The following is a 12,994-nucleotide window of genomic DNA, read 5'->3' as shown; positions in this document are numbered from 1 at the left end:
ATGAGCGAACCTGCACATTTTCCCCTGGCTGCCGTGGTCGGCGCCGATGAGCTGAAACTGGCGCTGTGCCTGACCGCCATCGACCCGAAGATCGGCGGCGTGCTGATCGAAGGCCCGCGCGGCATGGCCAAAAGCACCCTGGCCCGGGGCCTGGCTGATTTGCTCGGCGAAGGGCCGTTCGTGACCCTGCCGCTGGGTGCCAGTGAAGAGCGCCTGGTCGGTACCCTCGACCTGGATGCGGCGCTGGGCCAGGGCAAGGCGCAGTTTTCCCCCGGGGTGCTGGCCAAGGCCGACGGCGGCGTGCTCTATGTGGATGAAGTCAATCTTCTGGCGGATCATCTGGTCGACCTGTTGCTGGACGTCGCCGCCAGTGGCACCAACCGGGTCGAGCGCGACGGCATTTCCCACCGCCACAGTGCCCGTTTCGTGCTGATTGGCACCATGAACCCGGAAGAGGGCGAGTTGCGCCCGCAATTGCTCGACCGCTTCGGCCTCAATGTGCTGCTCGAGGGCCAGCCGTTGCCCGAAGCCCGTGGCCAGATCATTCGCAGGCGCCTGGATTTCGACAGTGATCCCGAGGCGTTCTGTGCCCAGTGGGCACCCGCTCAGGCGGCCCTGCGCGAGCGTTGCCATGGCGCTCGCGAGTGCTTGGCGCAGATTGCCCTGGACGACCTGGCCCTGGCGCAGATTACCGAGCGCTGCTTTGCCGCTGGCGTCGATGGCCTGCGTGCCGACCTGGTCTGGCTGCGTGCGGCCCGGGCCCACGCGGCCTGGCGCGGAGCGCTGGCGATCGAAGCTGAGGATATCGATGCCGTGGCCGAATTCGCCTTGCGCCATCGCCGCCGTGAAGCCCCGGCGCCACAATCGCAAGCGCCAGACAACGGTGCGGCGATGCCGCCATCGGCCGGCCAGCAAGGCCAGGGTCAATGGGGCGAACTGCCGCCACAAGCCACCCCGAGCGGCGCCCGGCGCGAGGTACCGAGCTGGGCAAAAAAGCCCTGAGCATCCGCCGGCACACCAGCGCGGATGCCAGACCCCGACCCGGTGCACTGACTGCGGGCCCGCGTGGGCGCAGCAAACAGGCGGCATCTGGCGCGGTGGCCTGGCCGGCCACCTTGCTCAAGGGCCGGCCGCGCACGCGTAACGCGCTGTGCTGGCAACAGCGCACGGCCAGCGCCCATGAGCTTTGGCTGGTGATTGTCGATGCGTCGGCGTCGACCCGCCGACACCAGGCCCTGAGCCGGGCCAAGGGCATGCTGGCGGGGTTTTTCGATCAGGCCTACCGCAACCGCGCGCGACTGACCCTTCTCACCGCCAGCGGCAATGCGCCGCGCTGGCAACGTCACGGGCTAAAAGCCTCGGCGAGCTTGCAGCCGTGGCTGGAGGCGTTGGGGGCGGGGGGCGGTACGCCATTGCTGGCGGCACTGGAGCAGGCACGGAGTTGGCTGCAGGAGCGTCAACGACGCTATCCGGCAGAACTGCAGCGATGCCTGATCGTGACCGATGGCCGGCTCAAGGCTTGGCAGGCGCTGCAGCCGCTGCCTTGCCAATCGCTGTTGGTGGATATCGAAAGTTCGCCGGTCAAGCTGGGAAGGGCACAGTTACTTGCGCAACAACTGCATGCCGATTACCAGCACCTGGAGACACTGGCACTGCTCGGCGGATAACCTGGTATCAATAAAAACAACTGCGGCCAAGTGTCGCAGTTTGTCCAGCGAGTTATAGCAAAGTTGCCAAAGGCGTGCGCGAATACAGCGCCTTTGGCAATTAACCGCTATTACTTGGGCATCGACCAAGGCTGCAACGCATAACCTTTCTCGCTCAACTCGGCGCGAACTTCTTCAATCAAATTAGCCAGTTGCGCAGGGTCGGAGTAGGTGCTGCAAGGGACTTGCTTGCTGCCAATTCGGGTGCTGGTCCGGTCGATGACTGCCAGGCTCAACTCACCGGTACCGTTGGGTACATCCCAGGCAACACACTGGAAAGGTTCAAAGGCGTGGTCGGCAATCAGCAGGGCATCGTTGATACGCAGCGGGGCGTTCATGGGTTCGGTCTCTCTGTGGGCCCAAACATGGAATAAACCCGCGCGCCTGTTTGCGCAGCGGTGAGTTACTTGTACTGATGCACCCGACCGGGGGGTAAGTCACACTTCTTTTAAAAATAGTTGAATACCGCTCATCGGTTGATGACGGGGCACCTGGCATTTTTGTCAGTAGCGGCCATGTCAGGAGCGGCGTTGAATAGGGCCAGCCACAGCGCTTATGCGCCAATGACGGGAGGATGGGATGCGCCAAGGTGTAGTAACCCAGCAACTTTTGCCGGCGCCGGTCGTACTTGAAGCCGTTGGCAACAACCTCGTCGATACCCTTGAGCGTGCGACGGTACAAATCCCGGTGTATGCGCAAATGGCCGCCAACCAGCTGGTGCGAATGATCTGGGATGGGCGGCGGGAAAACAATCAGCACTATTTGCATACCGAGGATCGGATCGTTGACGCCGACAGGGTGGGAGAGCCTATCGATTTCCTCGTGCTGGCCGAACATATCGCCCCGCTCAACAAGGGCCTATTGATGGTGCGGTATCGTGTATTTGATTTTGAAACCGACTGGCACGAATCTGACCAGCTGGATCTGGAAGTCGGGCGCACAGACCTGGTGCTGCCTCCTCCTTGGGTAGACGAAGCCAAGGAGGGCAGGCTTGATCCAGTCGGTCTGACAACCGCTACCGTGCGCGTGGCAATCTACGATGGCATGCAGGTTGGGCAAAAGGTTTATCTGGAGTGCCTTCGAACAGGTGGCGGGGGCAGCTATCTCGGGGAAATCGAGGTGACTGCCTTGACGGACCTGACCTTTGACCTGCCTGTCGAATTCATTATTCCGACCATCGGCCAAAATATCTTGTTCCGATACTGGGTGGTGGAGCCAGGTGTACGGACCCGGCACTCGCAGTTACTGTCGTTATGGATCAGGCTCCAGACCCTGGAACTACAGCTGCCCTGCGTTTCTCAGGCCGCTGCGGGACAGCTTGATCCTTTGCAAGCGTTATCCGGGGTAAACATCAAGGTTGGTTACCCGCACATGACCGTGCAGGAAAACATTATCTTGCACTGGACCGGCTCGGCCACGGGATCGACCGTTAGTGAACCGCTCAGGGGAGATCCTCGCGGTGAAGTCGAATTTACCCTTGCCCCTGAGCTTGTGGGCGCAAACATAGGGCCCGGCTTGCGTACGGTACAGGTCCGCTATGACGTCGAGCGCGTGGGCGGCGGGGCACAGCGGTCGCCGCTGTTGAGTCTGGGCATACGGCCCCTGGCAGGGCTGGCGCAGCCCGCCGTCGCCGATGTGATTGGAACGACACTGGACCTTGATCGAGTAACCGGCAATCCCCTGGTATCGATAGTGCGGTGGAATTTCGCCCGCGCAGGGCAACGCGTGTGGCTGCGTTGTCATGGCACCAAGCTTAACGGTGATGCCGATATCATCGAGTTGGGCAGCGCCGCCGAGGTGAATGAAGCCGAAGCCGCAAATGGCCTGAGCAGGGCGATCGCGCGCGACCGTCTGCAGCTTCTGCGGGATAACTCCGAACTACGGGTGGAATTCAAAGTCAGCTTCGCGCGCACGCAGCAAGAAACCGACGCGGTTACCTTCCCCTTGCTTCGCCTGACCCTGCGTACGGGCCTTAGCATCGCCCCGGGGGCCCTCGTGCTGGACGGGCCGGCGATCCGCGTGACAAAAAACTGGCAGCAGATCAGGGATTTTCCTGCCAATACAGCGCAGCGCCAGGCCACTGGCGGCCAACCGCCGTATACCTATGCCGTTGCCAATCCGGCGATCGCTACCGTAAGTCAGCAGGGCAAGGTTACCGGTATGGGCAACGGTACAACCACCATCACGGTTCGCGATACTAACCAGCGCAGTGTCCAATACTCGGTACAGGTATCGAACATACGCTGGCTCAACGTCGACGAGCACTCAACGTCTTATGCTACCGGCCTTCAGCTGATGCAGAGCCGCGGGGGAAGCCCGGTGCAGGCGGCCGATGAAGTGCTGCTGCTGGCTCACTATGCGCAGCCATTCCCATCGCTGATGCGGCGTTACTTCTTCATGTTTACCAACGGTCAATGCCCCGGAGCCGAGCGCGTCTATGAAGTGGGCTCGGCTAACACGTTTCGCTGTAATTCCCGCACTACCAATGCGGGCGGTTGGTTTCTGACAAACACAAGGCCCGCCAACTGACTCTGGTATGGGGCATTAAAGCGATTCTCCACCAAGCAAAGAGGTGCATCATGTCATACCGTTCACGTCGTACCTTGGGGCGTCTGGTAGTCGCATCAGCATTCACCTTGTTAGCAGGCTGCAGCTCATCCGGAGGCGTCAGCAACGAAGAGGTTCAGGTTAACTGTGCGGCGGTCGGGGCGGGTTATCATCCAGACCCCAGCGATTGCACGAGCTATTTCAGGTGTCAGCTAATAAGTGGGCAGTGGTATCGCTTTGCCTACAGCTGCCCGGCCGGCAGCTTCTATTCCCCGTCGACCCAGCGATGCGTGACGGCCAGCAGTTGCCCGAGTGCCGCTCAACCCGCCACCGGCCAGCTCGACCCGGGCTTGCCCGAACGCCGCCAGCTGGTACGCTGAATACTGAGGATCCAGGCGTTCTAGCGTCAGCAAAATTTCAAGGTTGCCGCAGGGGTACCGACCCGGTATCCAGCTCGTTGCGGCGCCGCCTTTGACCGCAATTGCTCGACAAATACTCCCTTCCAGCAGACAGACGGTAGTGGGCGATTGACGCATCGTTGCTACTGTTAAAACGGGCCTGCCAACACACTGTTTCTATTTAAAATTCCAACTATTGGCGCCAAGGAATAGGTCATGCTAGAGCCTGCATCCAACCGCCGCCTGCTGATCGTCGATCCTTGCGATGACTGCCATCGTCTATTGCCTGGCTTGCGCAGTGTGGGCTGGGATGTGCACAGCTGTACCTTGAACTCGGCCCTGGAACATCCCTGCGACGTCGGGTTGCTGCGTTTGCAGGCCTCGCACCTGCAGCACCCGGATGCGGTCAAGGATTTGATCAGCCGCAGCAACACCGAATGGATCGCCGTACTCAGTCCGCAGGAGCTGCGGGCGCAGAATGTCGGCGATTTTGTCTGCGAATGGTTTTTTGACTTTCATACCTTGCCCTTTGATGTCTCGCGGGTACAGGTCACCCTTGGCCGCGCGTTCGGCATGGCGCGCCTGCGCGGCAAGGGCTATGTGCATGTCGATGAACCGGAGCACGAACTGCTCGGTGACAGCCGGCCGATTCGCGAACTGCGCAAGCTGCTGAGCAAGCTGGCGCCCACCGAGTCTCCGGTGCTGATTCGCGGCGAGAGCGGCACCGGCAAGGAGCTGGTGGCGCGCACCTTGCATCGCCAGTCTCAGCGCCGTGACAAACCCTTCGTGCCGATCAACTGCGGCGCCATCCCCGAGCACCTGATCCAGTCCGAGTTGTTCGGCCACGAGAAAGGCGCCTTCACCGGCGCCCATCAACGCAAGATCGGCCGTATCGAAGCCGCCCACGGTGGCACGCTGTTTCTCGATGAAATTGGTGACCTGCCGCTGGAGCTGCAGGCCAATCTGCTGCGCTTTTTGCAGGAAAAACACATCGAGCGGGTCGGCGGCAGCCAGCCGATAGCCGTCGATGTGCGGGTACTGGCAGCGACCCACGTCGACCTGGAAAAAGCCATCGACAGCGGGCGCTTTCGCGAAGACCTGTATTACCGCCTGAATGTCCTGCAGGTGGTCACCGCGCCGCTGCGCGATCGCCATGGTGACCTGTCGATGCTGGCCAGTCATTTCTCGCACTTCTACAGCCTGGAAACCGGCCGCCGGCCCCGCTCCTTCAGCGAAGACGCCCTGGTGGCCATGGGCAAGCACGACTGGCCCGGCAACGTCCGTGAGCTGGCCAACCGCGTGCGCCGCGGCCTGGTTCTGGCCGAAGGCCGGCAGATCGAGGCACAGGATCTGGGCTTGCTGGGCCAGCACGAGTTCGCCCCGAGCATGGGCACCCTTGAAGACTACAAGCACCGGGCCGAGCGCCAGGCCTTGTGCGACGTGCTCAACCGCCACAGCGACAACCTGAGCATCGCAGCCAAGGTGCTGGGGGTTTCCCGGCCGACCTTTTACCGGCTGCTGCACAAGCACCAGATTCGCTGAGTCTTGGCCAATGCACAGGAAAAAGCCCGCCGAAGCGGGCTTTTTCATGGCTGTGAACCTTAGAAGTAGTAAGGGAATTTCAGACTGAAGGAGAAATCCGGCGAGTCGTCGGTCAGGCCAATGGACAGGTTGGGGACGATGGTCAGGTTGTCGGTGGCGGCCAGGGTCATGCCGATGTTGAAGTTGGCCGCGTTGTAGTCGCTGCTGGGCACCGATTGCCAGTCACCGCCATCGGGTTTGATCTTGCTCTTGCTGGCAAACTGGTCAGTGAACGAGAACGACATACTCATCTTCTCGTTAAGGGCAAAGGCGATACCGGCGCCAATCTGCCAGGAGTCGCCCAGTTTCACGTCACCTGCGACCTTGGTGTTGATCGTCGGGCTGATGTCGCTGAACGAGTCCTGCATGTTGTAGGTATACGACAGGCTGCCGAACAGCACCGCCGGGTCGAAGGTCTTGACCAGCGAGATACCCGGTGTAATCGCCCAGACGCCGTTGCCGGTGGGCAAGCTCTCAGGCACCGAGAGGTTGTCGTTGGTCGGGTCGTTGACCAGCTTGATGCCGTAGGGGTCTTTGCCGGTGGGGGCCTTGACCCGCAGGGTGGCGACCGCGTCGGGCCAGTTTTCCGACTCATCGAGGAACTTGTAGGCAATGCCGACGTTGACATCGCCAATGGTTGGATCGCGCCTGACGGTCGCATCGGAAGTAACCGGGCCGGCACCGCCGGCACCGCCGGAGGAATAGGTAGATTCACGGTAGATCACCGGGACGTTGATATCGAACTGCCAACGCTGATCGAGGTTGTAGCGGGCGGTCAGGTCCAGGGTCCAGTTGTCGGCCTTGATGCGGTCGAGGTTGATGTTGCCGAGGAAGATCGAGTCCAGCGCCAGAAAACCGTTGAGGACCAGGGCGCGGGTGTCGTAGTGGGTGTAGGTCAGGCCGGTTTCGACGCTGAACCTGCCGCCACCAAAAAAGCCGCTGGCTTCGTCATACAGGTTGGAAACGCTTTGCGCCGGTTCCGAGTCGTCTTTGAGCGACTGCCCATAAGAGCTGCCGGTGGTTCCCGGCGCACCGGTGGCCACGGTCTGGCCGCCCTTGACGGTTTCGGCGGGGGATTTGGTCAGGCGTCTGGGCGCGGGTGCTGCCGGTGCTGTTTCGACCTGGCGAACGCGCTGTTCAAGGACCATCAACGCGTTCTGCTGGGCTTCGTAGCGTTGTTTCAACTCCATGAGTTCTTGTTTTAGTGCTTCGACCTGGGGGTCGGCTGCTGCGTAGAGCAATGTGGCCGGGGTCAGGCTACTCAAACAGACAATAGCTCTGAAGGTTAACGATCGGTGCATGGGTTAGCCGTCCCTTCTGACTACAAGTGATGAGACAGAGCGTAGATCAGAAACCGAGAGTGCGAAGGCCTTTGAGCTGGTCCAGGTTACCGTTCAGCGCCCCGGCGCTCGGCACGTTGTCACGCAGCACGACGTTCAGGGAGGTGAGGTTGCTGACCTTGTTGCCAGCGCCGAGCAAGGTGGTGTTCTGCATCAGCCCACCCTGGGCCAGGCGCTGCACGGTGCTGCCCTGGTTGTTGTTGGCGATGATGTTGAATTGCACGCCGCTGCCGGTCGAGGACACACTCAGCGAACCCGCGCCGTTGGCGCCGACCAGGGTGGAACCTGCGGCCAGGGCCTCGCCCTGTGGCTGCGTGGCTGCTGCGGGCGCCTGGTTGGCCTTGGTGACGTTGATATCGACGTTGTTGTAGGCGCTGTTGTTGTCGCCGGCGGCGCGCACCACCTGGGTCACGCCCTCGGTGCTGTTGAGGCCACTGCCACCGGTGACGCTACCGCTGCCGACACTCTGCGAGCGCGCCGCGCCGCTGCCTTTTTCGTCGATCATCGACACGTAGAACTGCGGCTTGATCGTCGTTTGCTGGATTTGCATCGAAGACCTGGCGCCAATCACTTCGCCATTGGCGTTTTGCCAGGTGCTGCTCATGACAATGCCAAAGCTGATGATCCGCCCGGGCATGACAAAGCGGCCGCGCAGGTTGGCCAGTTCCTGATCCTTCAGTTCAATGGGCTTGAGCGTCTGGGCCTGGGTTGGCAGGCTGGCGGCCAGGCAAAGCACGGCGAGCCAGATAGAAGTCTTCATGGGATGCTCCCGGAGCCTCATGCTCCCTTGTCATTAGAAGAAGTCGCTTTGGATGAAGCCGAAATCCATCAACTCAGCGTCTTGCACCGGGGTGAAGGTATTGATGCGGTTCTTGGCCGTGAGCGGCAGTGGTGGGTCGAGCAAGGCGTTGGCCTTGTCGTAGCCCCGGCCGATGACGGCGAAGAGAATGCCGTTCCAGCCTTTGACGAAGTCTTCGATCTTGTAGCGTTTATGGCCGAGCACCGGGTCGCCGATGTACACCCAGCCGTTGTGGACTTTCTGCATGACCACGAAGTGCTTGTAGCCGCGCACGTCCATCAGCACCACCACCGGAATGCGCACGCTCTGCAAGGCGTCCAGTTGTACCCGGTAACCGCGGGCGCGCATCCCGAGGCTTTCGACGTAGCGCTTCATGTCGAGCATGGAAAAGCCCTGGACCCGCACCACATCATGGTCGGAGTGGGCGAGCATGCCTTCGATGATCTGTTCTTCGCTGACGTCCAGCCAGTAGGCCTGGCGCAAGATGGTCGCCAATGCCGCGGCGCCACAGCTGAAATCGGTTTTCTGTTGCACCAGGTCGGCGAATTTGCGTTCACGCACGCTCTGGATGGGCTTGAACACCACCGCACCACCCGGTAATACCGAAAGCGGCAATTGCGCCGCTTCGCTGATGCTGCTCAGGCAGAGCAAAAATGCCAAGGCGATAACGCGCATGTCCGACGCCCCCCTGATGGTGTTGAAAAAGGCCCCCCGAAGGGGGCCTCCAGATCACAGCATTTACATCGAGGTGTTGGAGATGGCCAGCGAGTTGCTTTGCTGGTTGCCCACACCGGCTGCTACGTTGACGCCCAGGTTGCCGCTGCCGCCGTTCACCGAACCGCTCAGGGTTGCAGTGTTGGTTACAGGGTTGGCCCAGCCGGTTGGAGTCAGCACTTGATAAGAGAAAGTATTGCTCAAATCATAAGAGCTGCTTTCACTGTAGCTTTTCGCTTTGTTGTACTCAGACTCGGAGGATTTGCTGCCCGATTTTTCGAACGAAGAATCGAAGGCTTTTTCGAACGAAGAGCTCTTGGACTTATCGTACGAAGAGCTGGACTCTTTGTTCCACGACTTGTCGATATCAACATCCAGCGAGGCAGTCAGCGAAGCATCGGCCGACTGCGAGCTGCTGCCGCTGTGATGACGGCCATAGTCATAGGACGAGTTTCTGCTGGCTTCAACCGATGCATCCAGCGAAGCGGTCAGAGAAGCACTGCTCGAGCCGCTGGCTTCATGGTTTTTAGAACCGCTAGCTTCGGAGTTGTGCGAGCCGCTGGCATTGAAGCTGTTGGCGCCGGCGAGCTCGAAGCTCGAAGAGTTGCTCTTGCTGCCGCTGGCTTCCATGGACTTGTCGTAGGAAGCGCTGCCACTGGCGGTTTTGGTCACCGTCAGGGTGTCGACACGATAGGTACGGTCAGCGTTGTTGTTGACGGTCAGGCCAGGGCCGCTTTGATCGGCAGAGGCGGTGGCGGTTGCGTTACCCAGTGCAGCGTTGGTATTGGCAATTGCCATGGTGTTTTTCTGTTGGTTCAGGTCGCCACCGGCAATGTTGATGCCCATGTTGCCGCTGCCGTTGTTGCCCGAACCGCCCATGACCGCCGAGTTGGTGCTGCCGTAGTTGTCGACCCGGTTGTTGTTGCTGTATTGCGAGACCTTGGCGGTCGCCGTTGCGTTGCCGAACACGAAGGTGTTGTCGATTTCCGAGTTGTCGGTGGCGGCGTTGGCGATGGCGGCGGCGTTGTCTTGCTGGTTGCCGGCACCGGCAGCCACGTTGACGCCGACGTTACCGCTGGTGCCGGTGGCCGAGCTGCTCATTTCGGCTTCGTTCACAGTGCCTTCGTTGCGGATGCGGTTGTTGGTGCTGCTTTGCTTGTCCCACGCGTTGGCGGTCGCGTTGATCGAGATTTTGGTGGGAGGAGGAGGGGTGTGGTGGCCATTGTTGTGATGACCGTTATGGCCATGGCCACGTGGTTCGTTCTGCCCAGCTTGTACAGCAACAGCCATGACCGCAGCAATTGCGAAAACCAGAGGCTTGAGTGCCATCGAAGGTTTCATGGTGATTCTCCGTACTTTATTTTAGGTTAAGTGTTGTTCCTAGCTGTTTGGGTCAGTCCGCGACCCGGATGCTCAGGGTGTTGGCCGTTCGGTTTCCCACCCCGGCACTCTGATTCAGCTGAATCACCCCACGGCTACCGGTGAAGGCCTGGTCACTGGTAGTGACCTGGCGAAAGCCGGGTGCGGAGTCAGCTGAGTCGGAGTTGTTGAGCAGCGCCACGTTCTGTTGCATGAGGACGCTGTCGTCGATACTTTGCGGACCGGAGCTGATGCTGATCCGCATGGCGTTGGCTTGCTGGTTGCTGGCCCCGGCACTCTGGTTGACGCCCAGGGCGCCGCTGCCGTGGCTGAAGGCGTTGCCCTGGATGTTCGACTGGGCATCGATGCTCGGGTCTACCGTTGTGCGCAGGCGCTGGCGGATCTGGGTGCTGGCGCTGGCGCCATGGCCCACCGCGATGGCCCGGGCGTTGGCCTGTTGCTGCTGATCGCCGGCAGCCTGGTTGACCGTGAGGTTGCCCTGGTACTGGGCACCGGAATTGTCGATGTTGGCGTTATTGACGACGGGGGGCTGGGCGAAGGCCGGTACACTGCAGAACATGGCCAGAATCAGCAACGAGTGCTTCATCTCACTTGCCTCCGGTGAGGATCTGCAGGGGCGCGAGGCCTTTCTGCACGCTGGAATTGACCATGTTGGAGATGCCGTTGCCGGAGTTGCCGGAACGTCCACCGGCCAGGTTCGGCAGTTGCGTCTGGTTATTGATGTTGCTGCCCAGGTTATTGGTCTGCTGGGTGACCATGGCGCCGATTCCCGAGCCGCTGGTGATCGAGGCAAAATCGCCGTCGCTCAGCTCGTTGGTTTGCTTGAGGATCTGCGCCGACGGGTTGGTGTTGACCGTGGTCGGATAAGGGTCGGGCGCCAGCGGTGGGCGCATGGCGTTGCGCGGCTGCACATCGCGGGTGATGACGACGATGCCGTTTTCGGCCTGGGCCGGCAGGCTCAAGCTCAGGCTTGAACTCACTGCACAGGCAAGCAGCAGGAGGCGGTAGATGCCTTTATCAATCTTTCCCACGATGGCAATTCCTTCTTATGGTGCGCTGGCCCTGTTCAGCGTTGCGAAGAAGAGAGCAGAAGGTGTGCCGGTTTTTATTTATCAAGCGAAAACAATGGCTTGGTTTTATGCTTGGCCAGGGTCAAAAAAATGTTGTAACGCCGCTGAGACACCGGCGCTGTTCAGCACCTGATACTGCGGGCGCCACGGCCCGGCAACAGGCATGCCCGGGGATTGTTTCAGCGGCTTAACACTTTTCTCCGGGCACGGGCTGGCCGCTTTAGCTCGCGGCTTTGCGCAGGTGAGAGTGTTTCAGGAATGGACACTGTGCAGCGCGCAGCTGCTCAGGTCTTGAGCAACTGCGCAACTGCGGCAAAGGCTGCGCGCCGGCGCTGCGCCCAGTCGCCTTGCACGACCTGGAACGCTTGCTGGTGCTGCGCCAGCCACTCGCCCGTGGCATTGAAAAACGCCATACGTTCGGCCAGCAGCGGCTGGCAACGCTGGCCATCGTCGTGCCAGGCAACGGCCTCGGGGCTGAGCAGCAAGTGCAGGTCGTAGTGACGGGCCAGCAGCGCCTGTTCCAGCCACGCCGGGCAATCGCCGAACAGCGTGCGGCTCCAGAGCATGTTGCTCAGCAGGTGGGTGTCGAGGATCAGCAGCGCCGGTTGCCGCGCACGTGCGGCGTCTTCCCAGGCCAACTGCCCGCGGGCAATGGCCGGGATGTCGGCATAGCAGGTGTCACGCGCCTGCTCGTCAATGAAGTGGCGCACGTACTCGCCCACCCGTTCGCCACCGAAGTGCGCCTGGATTTCGGAGCTGAGCCAGCTTTTACCGCTGGATTCAGGGCCGGTGAGTACCACTACCTTCATGCGTAGGTCAACGCCGGATCGCGTCGCCAGTCGCGCCAGCCCTGTACCGCGATCAAGGTGAACAGGGCATAGAGCGCGGCGGTCAGGTACATGGCCTTGGACAGGAACAGGCCGACGAAAATAACATCAAGCACCACCCACAGCGGCCAGCACTGCAGGCGCTTTTGCGCCATCCACCATTGCGCCACCAGGCTGAAACCGGTCAGCGCGGCGTCCAGCCAGGGGTGGGCGGCGTCTGTCCAGGTGGCCATGGCCGCGCCCAGGCCGAGGCTGCCGAGCAAGCCAATGCCCAGGCCAAAGGCAACCGAATGCGCCGGCAACAGGCTGACCTGGCGAGCTTCGCGCGTGCTGCCCGGCCGCGTCCATTGCCACCAGCCATAAAGTTGCAGCACGGCATACACCAGTTGCAGGAGCATGTCCGAATACAGCTTCACGTCATAGAAAACCCAGGTGTACAGCAACACCATCACCAGGCCGATCGGCCAGCACCAGGGGTTCTGTTTGGTCGTGAGCCACACGGCGATAACGCCGAGCACGGCGGCGAACAGTTCGAGGCCGGACATCGGCGTTCCTTGGAGGATTCGAGGGTAGGGCGGGGATTGTACCTTGTGGCACGCCAAGCGCCACTAGTGCGCTGGCGAAGTAGCCGC

General features: G+C 61.1%; 15 protein-coding genes. 6 read left to right on the top strand and 9 right to left on the bottom strand.

Annotated features, from left to right (window positions below):
* Together ACZ9A3_RS11245 and ACZ9A3_RS11240 are read left to right on the top strand one after the other, a co-directional pair.
* Complete coding sequence (locus tag ACZ9A3_RS11245; protein WP_093382295.1) at positions 1-1,002, top strand: magnesium chelatase ATPase subunit I; 1,002 nt, start codon at positions 1-3, stop codon at positions 1,000-1,002.
* Positions 927-1,667 carry a vWA domain-containing protein gene (locus ACZ9A3_RS11240; protein WP_476252600.1) on the top strand — a complete coding sequence of 247 codons (741 nt, stop codon included), beginning with the start codon at positions 927-929 and terminating at the stop codon, positions 1,665-1,667. The genes ACZ9A3_RS11245 and ACZ9A3_RS11240 overlap by 76 nt, the downstream gene beginning before the upstream one ends.
* Positions 1,668-1,777: 110 nt before the next feature.
* Here ACZ9A3_RS11240 and ACZ9A3_RS11235 read toward each other — a convergent pair whose 3' ends face one another.
* The gene (locus ACZ9A3_RS11235) at positions 1,778-2,044 is read right to left on the bottom strand and encodes a hypothetical protein (protein WP_093382303.1); all 267 of its coding nucleotides are present in this window, start codon (positions 2,042-2,044) and stop codon (positions 1,778-1,780) included.
* A gap of 241 nt (positions 2,045-2,285) precedes the next feature.
* On the opposite strand from ACZ9A3_RS11235, the gene ACZ9A3_RS11230 reads away from it, so the two are divergent.
* The 3 genes from ACZ9A3_RS11230 to ACZ9A3_RS11220 all read left to right on the top strand — a co-directional run bounded on the left by ACZ9A3_RS11230 (position 2,286) and on the right by ACZ9A3_RS11220 (position 6,193).
* Positions 2,286-4,235, top strand: coding sequence for an Ig-like domain-containing protein (locus ACZ9A3_RS11230; protein ID WP_476252599.1), 1,950 nt, complete (start codon positions 2,286-2,288; stop codon positions 4,233-4,235).
* A gap of 50 nt (positions 4,236-4,285) precedes the next feature.
* Complete coding sequence (locus ACZ9A3_RS11225) at positions 4,286-4,633, top strand: chitin binding peritrophin-A domain-containing protein (RefSeq protein WP_093382312.1); 348 nt, start codon at positions 4,286-4,288, stop codon at positions 4,631-4,633.
* Positions 4,634-4,867: 234 nt separating this feature from the next.
* On the top strand, positions 4,868-6,193 hold the full coding sequence (locus tag ACZ9A3_RS11220; protein WP_045198338.1) for a sigma-54 dependent transcriptional regulator: 1,326 nt from the start codon (positions 4,868-4,870) through the stop codon (positions 6,191-6,193).
* A gap of 59 nt (positions 6,194-6,252) precedes the next feature.
* Here ACZ9A3_RS11220 and ACZ9A3_RS11215 read toward each other — a convergent pair whose 3' ends face one another.
* The 6 genes from ACZ9A3_RS11215 to ACZ9A3_RS11190 all read right to left on the bottom strand — a co-directional run bounded on the left by ACZ9A3_RS11215 (position 6,253) and on the right by ACZ9A3_RS11190 (position 11,496).
* Positions 6,253-7,533, bottom strand: a complete 1,281-nt coding sequence (locus tag ACZ9A3_RS11215) for a coiled-coil domain-containing protein (protein ID WP_045198339.1) — start codon at positions 7,531-7,533, stop codon at positions 6,253-6,255.
* Positions 7,534-7,579: 46 nt separating this feature from the next.
* Entirely contained in the window at positions 7,580-8,332 is a 753-nt protein-coding gene (locus tag ACZ9A3_RS11210) for a hypothetical protein (protein WP_045198340.1), read from the bottom strand.
* A 33-nt stretch (positions 8,333-8,365) separates the two neighbouring features.
* A complete protein-coding gene (locus ACZ9A3_RS11205; protein ID WP_045198341.1) occupies positions 8,366-9,046 on the bottom strand; it encodes a C39 family peptidase in 681 nt (226 codons plus the stop codon).
* A 63-nt stretch (positions 9,047-9,109) separates the two neighbouring features.
* A complete protein-coding gene (locus ACZ9A3_RS11200; protein ID WP_476252598.1) occupies positions 9,110-10,426 on the bottom strand; it encodes a heme utilization protein in 1,317 nt (438 codons plus the stop codon).
* A gap of 52 nt (positions 10,427-10,478) precedes the next feature.
* On the bottom strand, positions 10,479-11,051 hold the full coding sequence (locus ACZ9A3_RS11195) for an adhesin (RefSeq protein ID WP_476252597.1): 573 nt from the start codon (positions 11,049-11,051) through the stop codon (positions 10,479-10,481).
* Between the two features lies 1 nt (position 11,052).
* Positions 11,053-11,496, bottom strand: coding sequence for a hypothetical protein (locus tag ACZ9A3_RS11190; protein ID WP_093382321.1), 444 nt, complete (start codon positions 11,494-11,496; stop codon positions 11,053-11,055).
* Here ACZ9A3_RS11190 and ACZ9A3_RS11185 point away from each other — a divergent pair.
* Positions 11,474-11,668 carry a hypothetical protein gene (locus ACZ9A3_RS11185; protein WP_143013277.1) on the top strand — a complete coding sequence of 65 codons (195 nt, stop codon included), beginning with the start codon at positions 11,474-11,476 and terminating at the stop codon, positions 11,666-11,668. The genes ACZ9A3_RS11190 and ACZ9A3_RS11185 overlap by 23 nt on opposite strands.
* 151 nt (positions 11,669-11,819) lie before the next feature.
* Here the strand turns inward: ACZ9A3_RS11185 and ACZ9A3_RS11180 are convergent, their stop codons facing one another.
* A complete protein-coding gene (locus tag ACZ9A3_RS11180; RefSeq protein WP_093382326.1) occupies positions 11,820-12,344 on the bottom strand; it encodes an AAA family ATPase in 525 nt (174 codons plus the stop codon).
* Positions 12,341-12,907 (bottom strand): nicotinamide riboside transporter PnuC, encoded by a 567-nt coding sequence (gene pnuC / locus ACZ9A3_RS11175; RefSeq protein ID WP_045198353.1) that lies wholly within the window; start codon positions 12,905-12,907, stop codon positions 12,341-12,343. The genes ACZ9A3_RS11180 and pnuC overlap by 4 nt, the downstream gene beginning before the upstream one ends.
* Positions 12,908-12,994 lie beyond the last annotated feature (87 nt).

This window comes from Pseudomonas sp. TE4620, assembly GCF_056279045.1.
The sequence above is the reverse complement of the archived record's forward strand: the minus strand, read 5'-3'. Positions and strand labels throughout refer to the sequence as shown.

Excerpts from the sequence above, each read along its gene's own strand:
- ACZ9A3_RS11245 (WP_093382295.1), top strand. The coding sequence starts at position 1 with ATGAGCGAACCTGCACATTTTCCCCTGGCTGCCGTGGTCGGCGCCGAT.
- ACZ9A3_RS11240 (WP_476252600.1), top strand. The coding sequence starts at position 927 with ATGGGGCGAACTGCCGCCACAAGCCACCCCGAGCGGCGCCCGGCGCGA.
- ACZ9A3_RS11235 (WP_093382303.1), bottom strand. The coding sequence starts at position 2,044 with ATGAACGCCCCGCTGCGTATCAACGATGCCCTGCTGATTGCCGACCAC.
- ACZ9A3_RS11230 (WP_476252599.1), top strand. The coding sequence starts at position 2,286 with ATGCGCCAAGGTGTAGTAACCCAGCAACTTTTGCCGGCGCCGGTCGTA.
- ACZ9A3_RS11225 (WP_093382312.1), top strand. The coding sequence starts at position 4,286 with ATGTCATACCGTTCACGTCGTACCTTGGGGCGTCTGGTAGTCGCATCA.
- ACZ9A3_RS11220 (WP_045198338.1), top strand. The coding sequence starts at position 4,868 with ATGCTAGAGCCTGCATCCAACCGCCGCCTGCTGATCGTCGATCCTTGC.
- ACZ9A3_RS11215 (WP_045198339.1), bottom strand. The coding sequence starts at position 7,533 with ATGCACCGATCGTTAACCTTCAGAGCTATTGTCTGTTTGAGTAGCCTG.
- ACZ9A3_RS11210 (WP_045198340.1), bottom strand. The coding sequence starts at position 8,332 with ATGAAGACTTCTATCTGGCTCGCCGTGCTTTGCCTGGCCGCCAGCCTG.
- ACZ9A3_RS11205 (WP_045198341.1), bottom strand. The coding sequence starts at position 9,046 with ATGCGCGTTATCGCCTTGGCATTTTTGCTCTGCCTGAGCAGCATCAGC.
- ACZ9A3_RS11200 (WP_476252598.1), bottom strand. The coding sequence starts at position 10,426 with ATGAAACCTTCGATGGCACTCAAGCCTCTGGTTTTCGCAATTGCTGCG.
- ACZ9A3_RS11195 (WP_476252597.1), bottom strand. The coding sequence starts at position 11,051 with ATGAAGCACTCGTTGCTGATTCTGGCCATGTTCTGCAGTGTACCGGCC.
- ACZ9A3_RS11185 (WP_143013277.1), top strand. The coding sequence starts at position 11,474 with ATGCCTTTATCAATCTTTCCCACGATGGCAATTCCTTCTTATGGTGCG.
- ACZ9A3_RS11180 (WP_093382326.1), bottom strand. The coding sequence starts at position 12,344 with ATGAAGGTAGTGGTACTCACCGGCCCTGAATCCAGCGGTAAAAGCTGG.
- pnuC (WP_045198353.1), bottom strand. The coding sequence starts at position 12,907 with ATGTCCGGCCTCGAACTGTTCGCCGCCGTGCTCGGCGTTATCGCCGTG.